Annotated in this window: 15 protein-coding genes; 6 read left to right on the plus strand and 9 right to left on the minus strand. The window is 59.2% G+C overall.

The genetic code is table 11. The features are described 5' to 3' along the window. The 3 genes from LA04_RS22200 (at window position 1) to LA04_RS22210 (ending at window position 4776) form a co-directional block, all read left to right on the plus strand. Entirely contained in the window at window positions 1-2433 is a 2433-nt protein-coding gene (locus tag LA04_RS22200) for a formate C-acetyltransferase/glycerol dehydratase family glycyl radical enzyme (RefSeq protein ID WP_047653229.1), read from the plus strand. 121 nt (window positions 2434-2554) lie between these two features. Continuing rightward, on the plus strand, window positions 2555-3370 hold the full coding sequence (locus LA04_RS22205; RefSeq protein ID WP_047653230.1) for a Cof-type HAD-IIB family hydrolase: 816 nt from the start codon (window positions 2555-2557) through the stop codon (window positions 3368-3370). A 149-nt stretch (window positions 3371-3519) separates the two neighbouring features. Next, window positions 3520-4776 carry a DUF1479 domain-containing protein gene (locus LA04_RS22210; RefSeq protein WP_047653231.1) on the plus strand — a complete coding sequence of 419 codons (1257 nt, stop codon included), beginning with the start codon at window positions 3520-3522 and terminating at the stop codon, window positions 4774-4776. On the opposite strand, the gene LA04_RS22215 is transcribed toward LA04_RS22210, so the two are convergent. Continuing rightward, a complete protein-coding gene (locus LA04_RS22215) occupies window positions 4773-5846 on the minus strand; it encodes a LacI family DNA-binding transcriptional regulator (protein WP_047653232.1) in 1074 nt (357 codons plus the stop codon). The two genes, LA04_RS22210 and LA04_RS22215, sit on opposite strands and share 4 nt — an antisense overlap. Before the next feature lie 288 nt (window positions 5847-6134). On the opposite strand from LA04_RS22215, the gene LA04_RS22220 reads away from it, so the two are divergent. Further along, on the plus strand, window positions 6135-7436 hold the full coding sequence (locus LA04_RS22220) for an MFS transporter (RefSeq protein ID WP_014883122.1): 1302 nt from the start codon (window positions 6135-6137) through the stop codon (window positions 7434-7436). 17 nt (window positions 7437-7453) lie between these two features. Then, entirely contained in the window at window positions 7454-9817 is a 2364-nt protein-coding gene (locus LA04_RS22225; protein WP_047653233.1) for a glycoside hydrolase family 31 protein, read from the plus strand. 90 nt (window positions 9818-9907) lie between these two features. Here the strand turns inward: LA04_RS22225 and LA04_RS22230 are convergent, their stop codons facing one another. Beyond that, window positions 9908-11503 carry an ABC-F family ATPase gene (locus LA04_RS22230; protein WP_047653234.1) on the minus strand — a complete coding sequence of 532 codons (1596 nt, stop codon included), beginning with the start codon at window positions 11501-11503 and terminating at the stop codon, window positions 9908-9910. A gap of 222 nt (window positions 11504-11725) precedes the next feature. Here LA04_RS22230 and ldtB point away from each other — a divergent pair, with 222 nt between their 5' ends. Next, on the plus strand, window positions 11726-12646 hold the full coding sequence (ldtB, locus tag LA04_RS22235; RefSeq protein WP_045403737.1) for a L,D-transpeptidase: 921 nt from the start codon (window positions 11726-11728) through the stop codon (window positions 12644-12646). A 41-nt stretch (window positions 12647-12687) separates the two neighbouring features. On the opposite strand, the gene LA04_RS22240 is transcribed toward ldtB, so the two are convergent. The 7 genes from LA04_RS22240 to LA04_RS22270 all read right to left on the minus strand — a co-directional run bounded on the left by LA04_RS22240 (window position 12688) and on the right by LA04_RS22270 (window position 21647). After that, a complete protein-coding gene (locus tag LA04_RS22240; RefSeq protein ID WP_047653235.1) occupies window positions 12688-13404 on the minus strand; it encodes a GntR family transcriptional regulator in 717 nt (238 codons plus the stop codon). Window positions 13405-13419: 15 nt separating this feature from the next. Next, window positions 13420-14742 (minus strand): PTS sugar transporter subunit IIC, encoded by a 1323-nt coding sequence (locus LA04_RS22245; protein ID WP_047653236.1) that lies wholly within the window; start codon window positions 14740-14742, stop codon window positions 13420-13422. A gap of 51 nt (window positions 14743-14793) precedes the next feature. Further along, complete coding sequence (locus LA04_RS22250) at window positions 14794-16170, minus strand: glycoside hydrolase family 1 protein (protein WP_047653237.1); 1377 nt, start codon at window positions 16168-16170, stop codon at window positions 14794-14796. A gap of 148 nt (window positions 16171-16318) precedes the next feature. Further along, on the minus strand, window positions 16319-17359 hold the full coding sequence (locus tag LA04_RS22255) for an aldo/keto reductase (RefSeq protein ID WP_047653238.1): 1041 nt from the start codon (window positions 17357-17359) through the stop codon (window positions 16319-16321). Between the two features lie 102 nt (window positions 17360-17461). After that, entirely contained in the window at window positions 17462-18985 is a 1524-nt protein-coding gene (locus tag LA04_RS22260; protein WP_047653239.1) for an efflux transporter outer membrane subunit, read from the minus strand. Beyond that, a complete protein-coding gene (locus tag LA04_RS22265; protein WP_047653240.1) occupies window positions 18985-20556 on the minus strand; it encodes a DHA2 family efflux MFS transporter permease subunit in 1572 nt (523 codons plus the stop codon). The genes LA04_RS22260 and LA04_RS22265 overlap by 1 nt, the downstream gene beginning before the upstream one ends. After that, complete coding sequence (locus LA04_RS22270; RefSeq protein ID WP_047653241.1) at window positions 20553-21647, minus strand: HlyD family secretion protein; 1095 nt, start codon at window positions 21645-21647, stop codon at window positions 20553-20555. The genes LA04_RS22265 and LA04_RS22270 overlap by 4 nt, the downstream gene beginning before the upstream one ends. Between the last annotated feature and the right edge of the window lie 38 nt (window positions 21648-21685).

Below are 21685 nucleotides of genomic sequence, written 5' to 3' on the forward strand. Positions count from 1 at the left end.
ATGACGACCCTGAATCTCAACACCCTCAGCGAGCGCATCAAGGCGCACAAAACTGCCCTGGTGCATATCGTCAAGCCGCCGGTCTGTACCGAGCGCGCGCAGCATTACACCGAAATGTACCAGCAGCACATGGACAAGCCGATCCCGATCCGTCGCGCCCTGGCGCTGGCGCATCACCTGGCGGAACGTACCATCTGGATCAAACACGACGAGCTGATTATCGGTAACCAGGCAAGCGAAGTGCGCGCCGCGCCGATTTTCCCGGAATACACCGTCTCCTGGATTGAGAAAGAGATCGACGATCTGGCGGACCGCCCGGGCGCGGGCTTTGCGGTGAGCGAAGAGAACAAGCGCGTGCTGCACGACATCTGCCCGTGGTGGCGCGGCCAAACGGTGCAGGATCGCTGCTACGGCATGTTCACCGACGAGCAGAAAGGCCTGCTGGAAACCGGCATTATCAAAGCCGAAGGCAACATGACTTCCGGCGACGCGCACCTGGCGGTGAACTTCCCGCTGGTGCTGGAGAAAGGTCTCGACGGCCTGCGCGCCAAAGTGGCCGAGCGCCGCTCGCGCATTAACATGACGGTGCTGGAAGACCTGCACGGCGATCAGTTCCTGAAGGCGATCGATATCGTTCTGGAAGCGGTGAGCCTGCACATCAAACGCTTCGCCGATCTGGCGCGCGAGATGGCCTCCACCGAAACCCGCGCAAGCCGCCGCGACGAGCTGCTGGCGATGGCGGAAAACTGCGACGTGATTGCCCACGAGCCGCCAAAAACCTTCTGGCAGGCGCTGCAGCTGTGCTACTTCATTCAGCTGATCCTGCAGATTGAGTCCAACGGCCACTCCGTCTCCTTCGCGCGTATGGACCAGTACCTGTATCCGTACTACCGCCGCGACGTGGAGCTGAACCAGAGCCTCGACCGCGAGCATGCCATTGAGCTGCTGCACAGCTGCTGGCTGAAATTGCTTGAAGTGAATAAGATCCGCTCCGGCTCGCACTCGAAAGCCTCTGCCGGCAGCCCGCTGTACCAGAACGTTACCATCGGCGGCCAGAAGCTGGTCAACGGTGAGCCGATGGACGCGGTGAACCCGCTCTCGTACGCGATTCTGGAATCCTGCGGCCGCCTGCGCTCCACCCAGCCGAACCTGAGCGTGCGCTATCACGCGGGCATGAGCAACGACTTCCTCGATGCGTGCGTGCAGGTGATCCGCTGCGGCTTCGGGATGCCCGCGTTCAACAACGATGAAATCGTCATTCCGGAATTCATCAAGCTCGGCGTTGAACGTGACGACGCCTACGACTACGCGGCCATCGGCTGCATCGAAACCGCGGTGGGCGGCAAGTGGGGCTATCGCTGCACCGGCATGAGCTTTATCAACTTTGCCCGCGTGATGCTCGCCGCGCTGGAAGGCGGGCGCGACGCCACCAGCGGCAGGGTGTTCCTGCCGCAGGAGAAAGCGCTCTCCGCCGGTAACTTCGACAATTTCGACGAGGTGATGGCGGCGTGGGACAGCCAGATCCGCTACTACACCCGTAAATCCATCGAGATTGAGTACGTGGTGGACACCATGCTGGAAGAGAACGTCCACGATATTCTCTGCTCGGCGCTGGTGGACGACTGCATCGAGCGCGCGAAAAGCATCAAGCAGGGCGGCGCGAAGTACGACTGGGTCTCCGGCCTGCAGGTGGGCATCGCTAACCTCGGCAACAGCCTGGCTGCAGTGAAGAAGCTGGTGTTCGAACAGGGCACTATTGGTCAACAGCAGCTGGCGGCGGCGCTGGCGGATGACTTCGAGGGGCTGACTCACGAGCAGCTGCGTCAGCGCCTGATCAACGGCGCGCCGAAGTACGGAAACGACGACGACAGCGTGGACATGCTGTTGACGCGCGCCTATCAGACCTACATTGAAGAGCTGAAGCAGTACCATAACCCACGCTACGGCCGCGGCCCGATTGGCGGTAACTACTACGCGGGCACGTCGTCCATCTCCGCAAACGTGCCGTTTGGCGCGGCAACGATGGCCACGCCGGACGGACGTAAGGCGCACACCCCGCTGGCGGAAGGGGCAAGCCCGGCCTCCGGTACGGACCACCTCGGCCCGACGGCGGTAATTGGCTCGGTGGGTAAACTGCCGACGGAAGCGATTCTCGGCGGCGTGCTGCTGAACCAGAAGCTGAATCCGTCAACGCTGGAAAACGACAGCGATCGCCAGAAGCTGATGGTGCTGCTGCGCACCTTCTTCGAGGTGCATAAGGGCTGGCATATTCAGTACAACATCGTTTCGCGCGAAACGCTGCTGGAAGCGAAGAAACACCCGGACCAGTACCGCGACCTGGTGGTGCGCGTGGCGGGCTACTCGGCGTTCTTTACCGCCCTGTCGCCGGATGCGCAGGACGATATTATCGCCCGTACTGAGCATACGCTGTAAAAAACCGCCCGGTAAGGCGAAGCCGCCGCCGGGCTTTCTGACTTTCATTCGAAATTAAATTTGTGCTCCTCGTCACCTTGTTATTAGAATGTTTCAAAACGCAGTGACCCAGGAGCACAGTATGACCGTTAAAGTTATCGTCACCGATATGGACGGAACTTTCCTTGATGATGCCAAGCAGTACGAGCGTGACCGCTTCCAGGCACAGTTTGAACAGCTTAAAGCTCGCGACATTGAATTCGTTGTCGCCAGCGGCAACCAGTATTACCAGCTCATTTCCTTCTTTCCGGAGCTAAAAGATCGGATCTCCTTCGTGGCGGAAAACGGCGCGCTGGTGTTCGATCGCGGCGAGCAGATTTTTCACGGCGAGCTGACCCGCCATGAATCGCAGATCGTGATTGGCGAACTGCTGAAGGACAAAGGGCTGAACTTCGTGGCCTGCGGGCTGGAGAGCGCGTACGTCAGCGACCAGGCCCCTGAAGAGTTTGTAACGCTGATGTCAAAGCACTACCACCGCTTAAAGCGCATCAGCGATTACCGCGAAATTGACGACGTGCTGTTTAAGTTCTCCCTTAACCTGCCGGACAGCGATATCCCAAATCTGGTGGATAAACTGCACGTCTCCCTGGACGGCATCATGAAGCCGGTCACCAGCGGCTTTGGTTTTGTCGATTTGATTATCCCCGGCCTGCACAAGGCCAACGGCATCAGCCGTCTGCTGAAACGCTGGAAAATCTCCCCGCAGGAGTGCGTGGCCATTGGCGACAGCGGCAACGATGCCGAGATGCTGAAGCTGGTGAAATATTCCTTTGCGATGGGCAACGCGGCAGAGAGCATCAAAGAAATCAGCCGCTACAGCACAGACGACAACAACCATCAGGGCGCGCTGAACGTCATTCAGGCCGTGCTCGACAACCATTCCCCGTTCGACGTCTGATCTTTTCCTCGCCGGAGCGTCGCTCCGGCCTGTCACTCTTTTTCCGTCCTGTGGCTTGCGTCAAGTTTTTAAACTTGCATTAACTTATTTTTAACTTAAAGTATCACTTGTAGATATTTTTACTTTCGAATGAAAGATGCGAGGCAGTTATGACCTTTACCAGTGAAACTTTGCCAGCGGATCACAAAGCGGCAATCCGTCAGTTAAAACGTGAGCTGCGCGCGCAGATCGGCGACGTGCAGGCGGTGTTTAATAAGCTCAGCGACAAAATTGCCACCCGCGTGGCGGAAATCAACGCGCTTAAGAACAAAGGCGAATCCGTCTGGCCGGTGATTCCGTTTGCGGATGTGAAAAACGGCACGATTACCGACGCACAGCGCGAGGCCGTTAAACGCCGCGGCTGCGCGGTGATTAAAGGTCATTTCCCGCGCAAGCAGGCGCTGGCGTGGGATCAGTCGATGCTCGACTACCTCGATCTGAACAGGTTTGACGAGGTCTACAAAGGCCCGGGCGATAACTTCTTCGGCACCCTGACGGCCTCTCGTCCGGAGATTTACCCGATTTACTGGTCGCAGGCGCAGATGCAGGCGCGCCAGAGCGAAGAGATGGCGCAGGTGCAGTCGTTCCTGAACCGTTTATGGACGTTCGAGAGCAACGGCAAACAGTGGTTCGACCCGGACGTGAGCGTGATTTACCCGGATCGTATCCGCCGCCGTCCGCCTGGAACGACCTCGAAAGGGCTTGGGGCGCATACCGACTCCGGCGCGCTGGAGCGCTGGCTGCTGCCGGCTTACCAGCAGGTCTTTGCCCGCGTGTTTGACGGTAACGTCGAGAAATACGATCCGTGGAACGCCGCGCACCGTACCGAAGTGGAAGAGTACACCGTCGATAACACCACCAAATGTTCGGTGTTCCGCACCTTCCAGGGCTGGACAGCGCTGTCGGATATGATCCCAGGACAGGGCTTACTGCACGTCGTGCCCATCCCGGAGGCGATGGCCTACATTCTGCTGCGGCCGCTGCTGGACGACGTGCCGGAAGACGAGCTTTGCGGCGTCGCGCCGGGGCGCGTGCTGCCAGTTTCCGAGAAGTGGCACCCGCTGCTCATCGAAGCATTAAGCAGCATTCCGGCGCTCGACGCGGGCGATTCCGTGTGGTGGCACTGCGATGTGATCCACTCCGTCGCGCCGGTGGAAAATCAGCAGGGCTGGGGCAACGTGATGTACATCCCTGCCGCGCCGATGTGCGAGAAGAACCTCGCCTACGCCAAAAAGGTCAAGGAAGCGCTGGAAACCGGCGCGTCGCCGGGAGACTTCCCGCGTGAGGATTATGAAAAGAGCTGGCAGGACCGCTTTACCTTGGCCGACCTGAACATCCACGGCAAGCGCGCGCTGGGCATGGTTTAACTGTCGTACAGCCCTTCCCGCTCTACGGCGGTGCGTCGTTTCCCCTGACGTATCCGCCGTACCGATTCCCGCACGGCCAGCGTGCCGTTAAGCAGTAACGTCCCGACCGGTGCGTCCGGGCGCATGAGCCGCTGCTGGAGCATATATACCGCTTCTGTTCCCAGCTCATCGCGGGGAACATGCACGGCCGTCAGAGGCACATCCTGGATTGCCGCCAGGTTAAAGCCGTCAATGCTCATCACCGACACGTCCTGCGGCACGCGCAGGCCGTGGTTTTGTAAGGCGCTAATGGTGCCCGCCGCCATAAAGTCGCCGCCGACCAGGAACGCGGTAGGTAAATCCTTCCCCTGCATTTCGCTGAGCCAGCCGCTGACCATCTGTTCCGTTTCGCGCGCACTGAAGCTGGGCACCACCAGCAGATCGCGTTTATCGTTGAATTTCAGGTTGTGAGACTGCCACGCGTCGCGGATCCCCGCCAGGCGCAGCTCCATGGTGTAGCGGCGCAGGCACAGCACATTCATCACCTCACGGTGTCCCATCTCGAACAGGTACTCCGCCGCCCGTTCGCCAATGGCGCGATGATCCGGCGCGACGGCAGGCAGACGCATGTGACGGTCGCGGCAGTTAATCAGCATGCAGGGTTTCCCCACGTCCACCGCCAGATCGTGGATATGGGGATCGTCAATGCCAAGAAGGATTGCCGCCTGGGTGTCCGCTTCGTTCATGCGTGCCAGAAACAGCTGGGCGTCGCTGTCGTTCTCCTCCAGCGCGCAGTAGCGAAGGCGCACATCGTGGGACGCAAGGCCTTTACTCACGCTCTGGATCACGCGGTAGTAAAAGATGTCGGACCGCTCGTCAAACGCCCGCTGCGGGGCAAAAACCACCAGGCTGTTAAGCAGCAGACGCCCTGCCGCCATGCCGTCCATCACCCCCAGCTCCCGCGCGCACGCCAGCACCTTTGCGCGCGCTTTTTCACTGGTATTCGCTTTTCCCGCCAGCACCCGCGACACGGTGCTGATCGAGAGCTGCGTTCGGGCGGCGATTTCGGTGATTTTTAGCCTTTTGTCCATTTTGTGATCTGGCTCCATTTGCGAAATGAAAAAATTTTCATAGCGTATTGGTCAGGCAATAGCTGACATAAACACCATCATGCCAGAGGGTTTATGTCAGTTATGAGAAATTTTGCACAAAATCCACTTTTGCCCACTCATTTTCTTCCTTAAGGTGAACTTGTCACACAACTTCCATACTAGTTGCATACCAACTTAAGCATTTTAAACGGATAGAAATCAAAGGCATAAAAATCCGTGTGACACCTGAACCTCCGTCCCCTTAGCGTCCGTCTTGTGGAGAGTAAAATGAGTCAGGACATCAATAACACCGTAGCGACAAGCAAAACCCGTCGCGTCATCAAGAACCTGCGCTGGTACGTGCTGGTGCTGTTCTTACTTGGCGTCACCGTTAACTACATCACCCGAAACTCACTCGGGATCCTCGCCCCGGAACTGAAAGAGAGCCTCGGGATCACCACCGAGCAATACTCCTGGATCGTCGGCGCGTTCCAGATCGCCTATACCATTTTCCAGCCCCTGTGCGGCTGGCTGATTGACGTCATCGGCCTGAAGATCGGCTTTATGGTCTGCGCCGGGATCTGGGCGCTGATGTGTATCTTCCACGCGGGCGCCGGAAGCTGGCTGCATCTGGCTATTCTGCGCTTCTTTATGGGTGCCTCTGAGGCCGCCGCTACCCCGGCAAACGCCAAAACCATCGGCGAATGGTTCCCGAAATCAGAGCGACCCGTTGCCGCCGGCTGGGCGGGCGTGGGCTTCTCCATCGGCGCGATGCTGGCCCCGCCTATCATCTACTTTGCTCACGCCTCGTTCGGCTGGCAGGGCGCGTTTATGTTTACCGGCGTGCTGGCGCTGCTGTGGGTGATCCTGTGGTGGGCGTTCTACCACAACCCGGAGCAGCACCCGAACCTGAGTAAGGACGAGCTGGCGTTTATCAAGCAGGATAACGAACCGCCTGCCGTCAAACTGCCCTTCCTGACCGCGCTGAAAACCGTCTCGAAAAACAAACGCTTCTACGGTATCGCCATTCCGGCCTTTATGGCGGAGCCGGCCTGGGCGGTGCTGAGCTTCTGGGTGCCGCTGTACCTCGCCAAAGAGCACGGCATGGACCTGAAGCAGATTGCGATGTTTGCCTGGCTGCCGTTCCTCGCCGCCGATCTGGGCAGCGTGGCGAGTGGCTACCTGACGCGTCTGTACACCCGTCTGTTCGGCTGCTCACGCGTTAACTCGGTCGTTGCCAGCTCCGTGACGGGCGCGTTCCTGATGATCTCTCTGGGCATCGTGGCCATCACCCGCGACCCGTATATCACCATCGTACTGATCTCCATCGGCGGCTTCGGGCACCAGATTATCTCCTGCATGCTGAGCGCCCTGGTCGTGGAGTCATTCGACAAAGGCCAGATGGCGACCGTCAACGGCATGCGCGGCTCTGCGGCGTGGATCGCCAGCTTCCTGTTCTCGCTGTTAATCGGTGTGACTGCCGACAAAATCGGCTTTAACCCGCTCTTTATTGCCATGGGCTTCTTTGACCTGATTGGCGCTGTCTTCCTGGTAGCATTTATTGCTGAACGTCGCGCCAAGCGCGCCTGATAGTGGATGTATTGCATATGAAAACCCTGAAAAACTGGACCCTTGATACGCAGTCGGCAAACCATCTGGAACTGCTGGTCGATAACCAGCACCGCCTGTGCCTGTATGTGCTGGAAGAGAACCTGTTCCGCGTGCTGATCAAACGCAAAGGCGAGCTGGCGCTGGACCGCACCTGGAGCATCGCGCCGGAAAAAGACGTGCCCTGGGAAGGCCGCCGTCGTGACGATATAAGCGGTTTCTCCTGCCCGGCCTGGACCCTGACGCAGCAGGATGAGACGCTCACGGTGGCAACCGAACAGCTGCGCGTGACGATCCACCAGCCGCTGTGGCTGGAGTGGCACTACCGCAATGAAGCGGGCGAGTGGCAGCCGCTGGTCAACGACCGTCCAACCAGCGCCTACCTGCTGAACGCCCACGGCGACGGCGTGGCGCACTACCTGAGCCGTCGCAAGGACGAGCGCTTCTACGGTCTGGGCGAGAAAGCGGGCGATCTGCAGCGCAACGGTAAACGCTATGAGATGCGCAACCTCGACGCAATGGGGTACAACGCGGCCAGCACCGACCCGCTCTACAAGCATATCCCGTTCACAATCGCCCGCCGCGACGATGTCAGCTACGGCCTGTTCTATGACAACCTGAGCAGCTGCTGGCTGGATCTGGGTAACGAAATCGACAACTACCACACCGCCTATCGCCGCTGGCAGGCGGAAGCTGGCGATATCGATTACTACATCTTTACCGGCACGCGCGTGCTGGACGTCACCAAAGCCTTCGTGCGCCTGACCGGGAAAACGCTGTTCGGACCGAAATGGAGCCTGGGCTACAGCGGCTCGACCATGCACTATACCGATGCGCCGGACGCCCAGAACCAGCTGATGAACTTCATCCGCCTGTGCGAAGAGCACGCCATTCCGTGCGACTCGTTCCAGCTCTCCTCCGGCTATACCTCCATCAACGGCAAGCGCTACGTCTTTAACTGGAACTATGACAAGGTGCCGCAGCCGAAGGTGATGAGCCAGGCCTTCCACGACGCGGGGCTGAAGCTGGCGGCCAACATCAAGCCGTGCCTGCTGCAGGATCATCCGCGCTATAACGAAGTGGCGGAGAGCGGCCTGTTCATTCGCGATTCAGAAACCGATGCACCGGAACGCTCCAGCTTCTGGGATGACGAAGGCTCGCACCTCGACTTTACCAACCCGCAGACGGTGCAGTGGTGGCAGAACGGCGTGACCACGCAGCTGCTGGAGATGGGCATCGACTCCACCTGGAACGACAACAACGAATATGAAGTGTGGGACGGAGAAGCGCGCTGCTTTGGCTTCGGCAAGGAGATCGCCATCAAGCACATTCGCCCGGTGATGCCGCTGCTGATGATGCGCGCCTCGCTGGAAGCGCAGCAGCGTTTCGCGCCGGAAAAACGCCCGTACCTCATCTCCCGCTCCGGCTGCGCCGGGATGCAGCGCTACGTTCAGACCTGGAGCGGCGACAACCGCACCAGCTGGGACACGCTGCGCTATAACATCCGCATGGGGCTGGGCATGAGCCTGTCCGGCCTGTTCAACGTCGGTCACGACGTCGGCGGTTTCTCCGGCGACAAACCGGACGCCGAGCTGTTCGTGCGTTGGGTGCAGAACGGCGTGATGCACCCGCGCTTTACCATTCACTCGTGGAACGATGACCACACCGTGAACGAGCCGTGGATGTACCCGGGCGTCACGCCAGCCATTCGCGGCGCGGTTGAGCTGCGCTACCGCCTGCTGCCGTACCTCTATACCCTACTCTGGCAGGCGCACGCCGACGACGAGCCGATGCTGCGCCCGACCTTCCTCGATCACGAGCACGATGCGCAGACGTTTGAGGAGTGCGATGACTTCCTGCTGGGCCGCGACCTGCTGGTGGCCAGCGTCGTCGAAGCCGGGCAGCGCGAGCGCCGCGTCTGGCTGCCGGATAACGACACCGGCTGGTATGATTTTTACACCCACGCGTGGTTTGCTGGCGGCCAGTCGATCGTCCTCGACGCGCCGCTGGAAAAACTGCCGCTGCTGGTGCGCGCCGGTGCCGCTCTGCCGCTGAGCGAACGCATTACCCACGTGTCCGCTGAAAAAGACAACACCCGCGAGCTGAAGCTGTTCCCGGTGAAGGGCGTCGGCACGACCACCGGAATGCTGTTTGAAGACGACGGCGAAAGCTGGGGCTACCAGAACGGCAATGCGCTGTGGGTGGAGTGGGAAATGGTGTGCGACGGCGCAACCATCAACCTGAAGGTCAACGCGCGCGGGGATTATCGTCCGGCGTGGAAGGTGCTGAAGGTGTCGTTACCTGCGGGGGAGAAACGCAAACTGCTGGTGAACGGGGTTGAAGGGGGCGAGTGGGTGATCTAGTGCGGCCTGATGCCCTCACCCTAACCCTCTCCCACCGGGAGAGGGAACAGAACATAGGCCGGGTAAGGCGAAGCCGCCACCCGGCTTTTTTTAGCCGTCGATACCTTTACTGCGCAGGTAATCTTCGTAGTTACCGGTGAAGTCCACCACGCGCTCTGGCGTAATTTCGATCACGCGGGTCGCCAGCGAGCTGACGAACTCGCGGTCGTGAGAAACGAAGATCAGGGTACCCTGATACATCTCCAGCGCCATGTTCAGGGATTCGATAGATTCCATGTCCAGGTGGTTAGTCGGTTCGTCCATCACCAGGATGTTTGGTTTTTCCATCATCAGCTTGCCGAACAGCATGCGGCCCTTCTCACCACCGGAGAGCACTTTAGCCGGCTTTTTGATGTCGTCCTGGCTAAACAGCAGACGGCCTAGGATGCTGCGCACCGCCTGCTCGTCGTCGCCTTCCTGCTTCCACTGGCTCATCCAGTCGAAGACGGTGAGGTCGTTTTCGAACTCGTACTCATGGTCCTGCGCGTAGTAGCCAATCTGCGCGTTTTCAGACCACTTCACGGTGCCGTTGTCCGGCTGCAGTTCGCCAACCAGGGTTTTCAGCATGGTGGATTTACCCACGCCGTTGGCGCCGAGGATGGCAATCTTCTCGCCCACTTCCAGCAGCAGGTTGAACTTTTTAAACAGCGGCCCGTTCTCAAAGCCTTTTGCCAGGGCTTCCACTTCCAGCGCGTTACGGAACAGCTTCTTGTCCTGCTCGAAGCGGATGAACGGGTTCTGACGGCTGGAGGCTTTGACTTCGTCCAGCTTGATTTTGTCGATCTGACGAGCACGCGAGGTCGCCTGACGCGACTTAGAGGCGTTGGCGCTAAAGCGGCTGACGAAGGACTGCAGGTCAGCAATCTGCGCTTTCTTCTTGGCGTTATCCGCCAGCAGACGTTCACGCGCCTGGGTGGCCGCCGTCATGTACTCGTCGTAGTTGCCCGGGTAAACGCGCAGCTCGCCGTAGTCCAGATCCGCCATGTGTGTACAGACCATGTTCAGGAAGTGACGGTCGTGCGAAATGATGATCATGGTGCTGTCGCGATCGTTCAGCGTCTGCTCCAGCCAGCGGATGGTGTCGATGTCCAGGTTGTTCGTCGGTTCGTCGAGCAGCAGGATGTCCGGGTTAGAGAACAGCGCCTGTGCCAGCAGCACGCGCAGCTTCCAGCCTGGCGCCACTTCGCTCATCGGACCGTAATGCTGTTCAACGGGGATCCCCACGCCCAGCAGCAGCTCGCCCGCGCGCGCTTCCGCAGAGTAGCCGTCCATCTCGCCGTACTGCGTTTCCAGATCGGCCACTTTATAGCCGTCTTCTTCGCTCATTTCGGCCAGCGCATAGATGCGATCGCGCTCCTGCTTCACTTCCCACAGTTCCCCATGCCCCATGATCACGGTGTCGAGCACGGTGAACTCTTCGAAGGCGAACTGATCCTGACGCAGCTTACCGATACGCTCGTTAGGGTCGAGCGATACGTTACCGAGCGTCGGCTCCAGGTCACCGCCGAGGATCTTCATAAAGGTGGATTTTCCGCTACCGTTGGCACCAATCAGGCCGTAACGGTTGCCGCCGCCAAATTTGACGGAAATGTTTTCGAACAGCGGCTTACTGCCAAACTGCATAGTGACGTTGCTGGTAACTAACACGGGGAGATTCCTGCGAAAAGTGTGATAAACACGGCATTATGCCACAATTCCGAATTGAGATCCCGTGTTGCGGCAATCCACTAAACTTTAACAAAATCGAAAAAAATGTGATTTCGTACACATCTGAATTCCCAGTGAGCAGGAATGCACATATAATGCGCTCCCATCACAGATTCAGACTTATCAACTCATCGCCAGAATGGCTTAGATACCTCGCACAACATGAACATGAAATTAACAACGCTTTTAGCGGCGGCGTTAGCCGTAGTAGGTTTTTGTAAGACCGCGTCTGCGGTGACGTATCCCCTGCCAACAGACGGTAGCCGTCTGGTAGGCCAGAACCAGGTTGTGACGGTACCAGAAGGTAACTCTCAGCCACTGGAGTATTTCGCTGCGCAGTACCAGCTGGGCCTGTCTAACATGCTGGAAGCAAACCCGGGCGTTGACCCGTATCTGCCGAAAGCGGGTACCGTGCTGAATATCCCTCAGCAGCTGATCCTGCCGGATACCGTTCATGAAGGTATCGTGATTAACAGCGCCGAAATGCGTCTGTATTACTACCCGAAAGGCACCAACACCGTTATCGTGCTGCCAATCGGTATCGGCCAGCTGGGTAAAGATACCCCGATGAACTGGACCACCAAAGTTGAGCGTAAGAAAGCGGGCCCAACCTGGACGCCGACCGCCAAAATGCACGCGGAATACATCGCCGCCGGTGAACCACTGCCAGCCGTTGTACCAGCAGGCCCGGATAACCCAATGGGTCTGTACGCGCTGTACATTGGCCGCCTGTACGCTATCCACGGTACCAACGCCAACTTCGGTATCGGCCTGCGCGTAAGCCACGGCTGCGTGCGCCTGCGTAACGACGACATCAAATTCCTGTTCGAAAACGTGCCGGTCGGTACGCGCGTTCAGTTCATCAACGAACCGGTGAAGGCGACCTCTGAGCCAGACGGCAGCCGCTACATCGAAGTGCACAACCCGCTGTCCACCAGCGAAGACCAGATCAACAACAACGAAGTCGTCCCTGTTACGCTGAACAGCGCGGTACAGGCGGTGACTTCTCAGCCAGACGTCGAAACGGCGATTGTTGACCAGGCCGTGCAGAACCGCTCCGGTATGCCGGTGCGTTTGAACTGACAGAGAAGCATTAAAAAAGCGGGCCTCGTTGCCCGCTTTTTTTATCCGTTATTCACGATCACGATCCCGCCGTGGTCGTACCGATAGTGGCAGTGGGCATACTCCAGCGGCGTGCCGTCCTCCAGATAAATCACCTGCTCCACTTCCAGCACCGGATCGGTCTGCTCGCAGACCAGATGCGCCCTGTCCAGCGCGTTGGGCTTAAGCGCCCGCACCACCCGGTACGACCCCATAATTTTCAGCCCCAGCGTCTCCTGCACGTACTGGAACACTGAACCTTCAAGATGGTTTTTCGTCAGGCCCGGTACCAGATTCATCGGCATCACCGTGGAATCCAGCGACATAGGTTCACCGTTCAGCAAACGCAGGCGAATGAAGTCATAGATCGGCGCATCGGCGTTAATCATCAGCGACGCCTGCTCTTTCTCGTTCGGAAAGCGCAGCTCGAAATGCACTACCCGGCTGGTCACCGTGCCCAGATGCTCCCAGGTTTTGGTCGCGCCAAAGTAGTCGCTGCCGGAGAGATCCCACTGCGAAAGCTGAAGGAAGTTTTTGCGGATGAACGTGCCCTGGCCCTGGCGGGTATAGACCAGACCTTCGACGATGAGCTGGCGCATCGCCTGCTGAATGGTCATCCGGCTGGTGCTGAACTCCGCCGCCAGCGCAAACTGGTCCGGCAGGGGTTCATTGGCGGCGTACTGCTGGCTGATAATGCGTTTCTTAATTTCCCGCGCTATGGTGATGTACTTCGCCGCCATCGTCCTTCCTTTCTGTTAGTTTTCTATCCCACTGTTTTTCAAGGCCACTCGCTCAGCAATTTTGAGGAAAGGCAGGTAGAAGAATACACCAAATACGATGATTGCCAACTGCACCACCACCGCCCGCCAGTCTCCCGCCGTGGCAAGCCAGGCGCTGAGAATGGGCGGCGTGGTCCACGGGATCATCACCACGCAGCGCGACATTAACCCCAGCGTGGTACAGAGCCAGGCGAAGTAAATGCCGATGGCGGGCAGCAGCACGAACGGGATCATCAGCGGCAGGTTAAAAACGATCGGCAGGCCAAAAATCACCGGCTCGTTGATGTTGAACAGACCGGGCGCCAGCGACAGACGCGCCACCTGCTTCGCCGACTTTTGACGGGAGAAGATAAAGATGGCGATCAGCAGCGAGATCGTGCTGCCCGTGCCGCCCACCATGCCAAACGTCGGCACGAAGATGTTGTTGATGATATGCGGGATGGGCTGACCGTTGGCGAAGGCCAGCATATTCTCGTTGGTGTTGATCAGCAGGAACGGCTCCAGCACCACGCTGTTAACGACAGACTGATGAATACCGAGCGTGAACAGGAAGTTACCGAAACTATAAATGAAAATCGTCCCCGGCAGGCTCGTGTTGATCAGCCGCAGCGGCTGCTGGATAAAGGTCGTAATGAGATGGATCAGGTCCGTGTGCAGCACGTTTGCCAGTATCGCCGCCAGCACCGCGAACAGGGAGAGCGTGAAGATCGTCGGGATCAGCGCGGTAAAGGATTTGCTCACCGCCGGAGGCACATTTTCCCCGAGGGAAATGTGCAGCGCCTTCAGGCGCGAAATAGCGATAAACACTTCCGTTGAGATCAGCCCGATCAGCACCCCGGCAAAAATCCCGGTTGAGCCAATATTGGCGAACGTTAGCACCTGGGTGACGTTCACCGCGGCATCGCTGCCGACGGGCGTAATCTGCAGACGCATCGGCATCATGATGATGAAGCTGCTGACGGCGATAACCACTGCCGAGACCGGATTGTCGAAATCTTTGTTGCGCGCCAGCGACCAGGCAATCATCGGGGCCAGCAGCAGCGCGGCGATGTTCAGCGTGCCGTTGATAATCGCCTCGCCCCACACCTTAAACTGCGCGAGCGTGTCGCCGTGAAAAATCCACGGAAATACCACGTTGTTCACCAGCACCGCCAGACCGGCGAGGATGAAAATGGGCATCACCGTGGCGAAGGCGTCGCGCAGGGAGCGCAGGTGCACCTGATTAGCCAGGCGCGCCGAGAACTCAACAAATTTATCGACAAAAGACTGCATGTGCGGTGTTATTTTTGTTTCAGACATAGCGGAGTGTTCCCATCAATCAGTCACAAAAACGGCCCGGCAGCGTACGGCTTACATCTCGCGTCCGTTGGTATGGATAACCTGTTTTAACCACGCGTAGCTCTTCTTCGGCACGCGCTTCAGGTCTTTCAGGTCGTGGTTTTCCCGGTTGACATAGACCACGCCGTAGCGCTTACGCATGTCGCCCTGGGAGCTGAGAATGTCGATTAACCCCCAGCCGAGGTAGCCGATCACCTCTGCCCCGTCCTCGAACATCGCCTCCTTCATGGCATTGATATGCGCTCGGTGGTAGTCGATGCGGTAGGTGTCCTCGATAGGATTGACGCCGTCCCAGGACTCAATCACCCCGATGCCGTTTTCGATCGGGAAGACCGGCATCCGCCAGTCGTTGGCGTAGCGGGTGATGATGGTGCGAAAGCCCAGCGGATCGATCTGCCAGTTCCACTCGGTGGCCTTCAGGTACGGATTGTTTTTCTCGCCGTGCAGCAGGTAATAGTTCACCGGCGTGCCTTCCGGGATCGCATCGCTGTCCAGCGTTTTGCTGGCGTAGTAGCTGAAGGCCATATAGTCGTTTCTGGTGCGCGCCAGCAGCGCTAAATCCTCGGCGCGGTAGATATCGCCAAAGCCTTCCTGCTCCACCACCGCCATCACCGCCGGGCTGTAGCCCTGCCCTGCGAAGACGCGCAGCAGGTTCTGGTTGAGGAACTCGTCGTACTGCTGGGCGCAGAAGATATCGCGCGGTTTGCAGGTGGCCGGGTAGATCAGCTGGTGCGCCAGCATGCCGCCCATCAGCTGGCCGGGTCTGGTCTGATGCAGATACTCGGTCAGCGCCATGTGCGCCACCATCGTATGGTGCTGCAGCTCGTACAGCTCGCGCAGGGTTTTCTCGCCGTGCATATAGCCGGAAATGCGGAAGGCTTCCGGCATATGGAAGATGTTCTGCTCGTTGAAGGTCAGCCAGTACTTCACGCGGTCGCCATAGCAGTCGATCATCTTTTTGCCGTAGCGGATAAAGGCCTCCATCACGCGGCGGTCGTTGAAGCCGTTGTACTCCTGCGCCAGCGCCAGCGGCATATCGAAGTGATATAGACAAACCATCGGCTCGATGCCGCGGGCGATCAAATCGTCAATAAAGCGGTCGTAAAATGCGATGCCCTCGTCGTTGAACGCGCCGTCGCCCTGCGGGCAGACGCGGCTCCAGGAGATCTGGAAGCGGTAGCAGTTCATGCCCAGATCCTGCATCAGGTCGAAATCTTCCCGATAGCGGTGATAGGAGTCGGTCGCGACTTTCCAGTCGGAGACGTTCTCCCCGGCTTCGCGAATGTCGTACACCGACATCCCCTTCCCACCCACGTTCCATGCACCTTCCGTCTGCATGCTGGATACCGAGTTGCCCCATAAAAAGTTTGCTGGCAGCTGATTGTTCATGGTCTCTCCCTATATGACTAGTCATTTAAAATATTATGACTAGTCATATAGGCGAAGATGAAAAGGGGATCAAAGAGGAGGATCGTTTTTTGTGAGCAATGCGGGAAAAAAAGCCCCGATAAGCGATGCACTGCCGGGGCGAGGAAGGTTATTGTTGCGCGAGCTGATTGCGGCGATATTCACCCTGCCGCTCCAGCATCCAGCCCGGGTATTCGCGCGGCAGCGCGCTCACCGCATCAAGCTGCTTGAGTTCGTCTTCGCTTAAGAGGATCCCGGTCGCGGCGATATTGTCGTCCAGCTGTTCAACGCGTTTCGCGCCAATGATGACGCTGGTCACCGCTTTCTGATGCAGCAGCCACGCCAGCGCGATTTGCGCGACGGAGACGCCCTTGCTTTCGGCGATAGTGCGCATTACGTCCACGCAGTCGAAGGCGCGATCTTTATTCACCGGCGGGAAGTCAAACTCCAGACGGCGACCACCGGCTTCGCTCTGCCCGTCGCGGCCATATTTTCCGCTCAGCAGACCGCCAGCCAGCGGGCTCCAGACCATCAGCCCAACGCCTTCGCTCTGCATCATCGGCACCAGCTCGCGCTCCAGATCGCGCCCGGCAATGGTGTAATACGCCTGCAACGACGCGAAACGCGCCAGCCCAAGACGTTCAGAAATACCGAGCGCTTTGGCAATCTGCCACGCCGCCCAGTTCGAGACGCCGATGTAGCGCACGTGGCCGTGCTGCACCAGGTTATCCAGCGCGTAGAGCATCTCTTCAATCGGCGTTGCGGGGTCGAAGCCGTGAAGCTGGTAGAGATCGATATGATCGAGCTGCAGGCGGTGCAGGCTCTCCTTCACGCTGCTGATGATGTGATAGCGCGAGCTGCCGCGCGAGTTCACCCCTGCCGTTCCCGTTTCGCCGAACACTTTGGTGGCGACCACCACGTTCTCGCGAGGGATTTTCAGGTTTTTCAGCGCCTGACCGGTGATCTCCTCCGAGCGTCCTTCCGAGTAAACGTCCGCGGTGTCGATGAAGTTGATCCCGGCATCCAGCGCGCGGCCCACCAGCTGCTCGGCTTCACTTTGCTGGAGCTGGCCAATCTTGCCCCACATGCCGCCCTCGCCGCCAAAGGTCATGGTGCCGAGGCACAGTTCAGAAACAAACAGACCGGTGTTGCCCAGTTTTTGATAACGCATAAGTTATTCCTCGCATGTCGATTGGGTACCCGATAGTTATACCCGCCCCTCAGCCATCGCGAATGTGGTGTTCCTGTCCGTTTCTTGCCCAATCCTCTGAATTTATCCGCGCGGGGCGTCGCCAAAGACGCTGTAGTCCGGTAACTGCACCTGCTGATACGGCTCCCAGCCGCCGCCGAGGGCCTTGTAGAGCGCCACCAGATCGAGCGCGCTCTGCACCTGCGCCTGCGCGCGCTGCTGCTGGGCCTGCGCCAGCTGACGCTGGGCGTCCAGCACGTCGATAAAGCTGGCGATCCCCTGGCGGTAGCTGTCGCTTGCTAAATCAAAGGCGTTTTGCAGGGCGTCGATCGTTTTTGCGAGACCCGCTTCACGCTGCTGGTCGGTGCGATAGCTCACCAGCGCGTTTTCCACATCCCCGAGCGCGGTCAGCACCGTCTGGCGATAGTCCAGCACCGCCGCTCCCTGCTGCGCGCGCGCCACCTTGACGCTGGAGACCAGCCGACCGCCCTGGAAGATGGGAATAGAGACCTGCGGGCCAAAGCTGTAGAAGTGGCTGCTCCAGTCGGTCAGCCAGTTGGTTTCGCTGTTGCGCAGGCCAAACTGTCCGGAGAGCGTAAAGCTCGGGAACAGCTCCGCCACCGAGACGCCGATTTGCGCCGTGGCGGCGTGGAGGTTCGCCTCCGCTTCGCGCACGTCCGGACGGCGTCGCGCCAGCGTGGACGGAATGCCGGTCTGCACAATATCCGGCAAGGCAGGCATCGGCTGCACGCTTTGCAATTCCGCATCCAGCGCCCCCGGCGGCTTGCCGAGCAGGATCGCCAGGCCGTTCATCGCCTGCCGCTCCTGCGCCTGATATTGCGGAAGCTGTGCCTCAAGGTTGCCTAACTGCGCCCGGGCGTTTTCCACGTCCATCTGCGGCGACAGCCCGCCACGCTGGCGGCTTTCGGTCAGATCCAGCGTCTGCTGCGCGCTTTTAATCTGGGTGTTCAGCGTGGCGATAATGCTCTGCGCCCCGCGCAGCTGAAGCCACGCGCGCGCCACTTCGGCCTCCAGCGACACCAGCGCGTCGTTACGCTGCTCGATGGCGGCCTTCTGCTGCGCTTCGGCGGCTTCCACCTGACGACGCACCTTGCCCCACAGGTCGATTTCCCACTGGGCGTCGAAGCTGCCCTGGTAGAGATTAATCGGCTGCGTCAGCGACCCCAGCGCGCCCTTCAGGTTGGGATCAATACTATCCACCTGGTCATACACGCCGTGGGATTTCAGCTCCCCTTCCAGGCCAAGCTGCTGGCGCGTTGCCTGCAGATTACCGTTCACCGACGGATAAAACGCCCCGCCCGCCTGGTTAATCTGCTCGCGGGCCCCGGCAATGCGCAGCACCGTCTGCTGCAGCGTCAGGTTTCCGGCAATGGCGCGCTCAACCAGGCTGTCGAGCTGCGGCGAGCCGAAGGTCTTCCACCAGCGCGGATTGGTCGCGGCTGAGGTAGTTTGCGACTTCACCGCGCTGTCGCCCTTATCGTTCCAGTGCGTAACGGCGGGCGGCGCAGGCTGCTGGTAATCCGGCCCGACGGCGCAGCCCGCCAGCAGCATCATTATCATCAGGGGGTGTAAACGTCTGTGTATCATCAATGTGCTCCTGCACTCCCCTCGCTCTTAACCGGCGAGAGCAACAAACAAAACGGAATCAGTAACAAGGCCACCGCGCTCAGAATGGTGAAGACGTCGATGTAGGCAAGGAAGCGTGACTGCTCAATCATGGTCTGATACATGCGTCCGGTGGCAATCCCGGTGGGGTCCCCTACCTGGGTGGTGAAGTTCTGGATCGCCTGGGCGCTTTCGCGTATCGCCTGCTGGAACTGCTCGTTAAGCGGCGAGGCGTGATACGCCAGATGCGCGCTGTGCGCCTGGGCGCGTTCGGTAATGGCCGCCGTCGAAAGCGATATCCCAACCGACCCCGCAACGTTACGGAACATGGTAAACAGCGCCGCCGCATCGGCATTCAGCCGCCTCGGTATCGAGATAAACGCAATAGTCGTGAGCGGCACAAACAGGAACCCCAGCCCTATCGACTGGGCGCTGCGGAACAGCACCAGCGTTTCGAAGTCGATATCCGGCGTCAGCGTGCGCGACCAGAAGAACGACACCGCCAGACAGGTAAAGCCAAAGGCGATAATCCAGCGCGTCTGTACCACCGGCATCAGCTTCAGCACCAGCGGGATAGTCAATACGATCAGCACCGCGCCGGGCGACAGCACCAGCCCGGACCAGGTGGCGGTATAGCCCAGGTCCTGCTGCGCCAGCTGCGGGATCACCACGGAACTGCCGTACAAAATCATCGCCATCCCCGCCATCAGCAGGCTGGAGATGGCAAAGTTGCGGTCCTTCATGCAGTGCAGATCCACCACCGGCTTTCTGGCATATACCAGCCAGTAGATGGCGCCGATAATGCCGACAAGCGTCAACACGCCGAAGGTGCGGATAAAGTTCGAGTAGAACCAGTCCTCATCTTCTCCCCGGTCGAGCATTACCTGGAGACAGCCCAGCCCCAGCGCGATCAGGCCGATCCCCGTCCAGTCGATAGTCAGCTTCTCTTTTGACTTGCTCTCCCACGGCGGATCTTCCAGCAGCTGGTAGATCGCCAGCACCGTGACAATCCCCACCGGAATGTTGATAAAGAACACCCAGCGCCAGGAGTAGTTATCGGTGATCCAGCCACCCAGCGTCGGGCCCAGCACCGGCGCAACGATAATCGCAATGGAGGACAGACCAAACGCTTTGCCCCGGTCTTCGGGTTTGAAGTAGTCGAGCAGCACCGACTGCTGCGTGGGCTGCAGCCCGCCGCCAAAAAAGCCCTGCATCACGCGGAACAGGATGATCTGCCACAGTTCGGTGGCGATCCCGCACAGGAACGAGCAGACGGTGAACATCACGATGCAAATCAGGAAGAACTGCTTGCGGCCAAACACCCGGCTCAGAAACGCCGAGATGGGCAGCACGATGCCGTTCGCCACCAGATAGCTGGTTAACACCCAGGTGGATTCGTCATAGCTGGACGAGAGCGAGCCTGCAACGTGGGGGAGCGCCACGTTAACAATGGTGGTATCCAGAATCTCCATGAATACCGCCAGGGTAACGACAATCGCCACCGCCCACGGATTGCTGGCGGGCTTCCAGCTGTCGTGGCTGTGATCCGTCATTCCACCGTCACCTTCGGTGCGACCGACAGCCCCAGCGGCAGCGGTTTGTTTGGATCCAGGCCCTTATCAATCACGATTTTGACCGGCACGCGCTGCACAATTTTGACGAAGTTGCCGGTGGCATTTTCTGCCGGGAAGGCGGAGAAGCGCGAGCCGCTGCCCTGCTGGATGCTGTCAACGTGGCCCTCGAGCGCCATATCCGGCCAGGCGTCGACGGACACGGTGACCTTATCGCCCGGCTTCATGCGCTCGAGCTGCGACTCTTTAAAGTTCGCCACCACCCACACGTTCGGGGAAACCAGCGAGAACAGCGCCGTTCCCGCCTGCACCAGCGTGCCGGGCTGCACGTTGCGTTTGGTGACAAACCCGTCGAACGGGGCGCGGACTTCGGTGTAAGAGAGGTTCAGATTGGCCGTTTCCAGCTGCGCTTTCGCCTGATCGACCTGACGCTCGCGCGCTTCAACGTTGGTTTCCTGCTGGCGGATTTGCAGCTGGACCTGCTCTGCCACTTCCAGCTGCGCCTGAGCGCTGGCCAGCCCTGCCTGCGCGCTGCGCAGTTGAGCGTTCGCGGAATCGATACTTTGCTGGGTGGTCGCACGCGGGTCAACGCCGCGCTGACGGCGGTACTCTGCCTGCGCGTTCGCCAGATCGGCCTGCGCTTTCAGCACCTGCGCTTTGGCTTCGTCACGCTGGGCGGGATACTGGACTTTTGAAAGCGCCAGCTGCGCCTGGGCCTGATGCAGCTGCGCGATAGCCAGCCCAAGCTGGGCCTGAGCCTGATCGCGCTGCGCGGTGGTGTCACGCGGATCGATAACCACCAGCAGATCGCCCTTTTTCACGCGCTGGTTGTCGCGCACGCGCAGCTCGGTAACGTAGCCCGCCGTTTTGGGGGCAATCGTCACCACGTCGCCGTCGGTAAAGGCGTCGTCGGTCGTCTCTTCGTTACGGGTTAAAAACCACCAGACCAGCGCCACGACGACCATCACCACCACGACAACGCCGAGGATAATTAACGGTTTCTTGCCCGGGCGCTTACGCTCATTATTGTTTTTGTCCTGCTCGTCAGCAGGCGGGTTTTGATCTTCAGCCATAGTTCAACAACGGTCCTGTCAGTGAGCGGCATCACACT

This window comes from Enterobacter sp. UCD-UG_FMILLET, assembly GCF_000762975.1.
In the GTDB taxonomy this organism is placed as follows: domain Bacteria; phylum Pseudomonadota; class Gammaproteobacteria; order Enterobacterales; family Enterobacteriaceae; genus Enterobacter; species Enterobacter dykesii.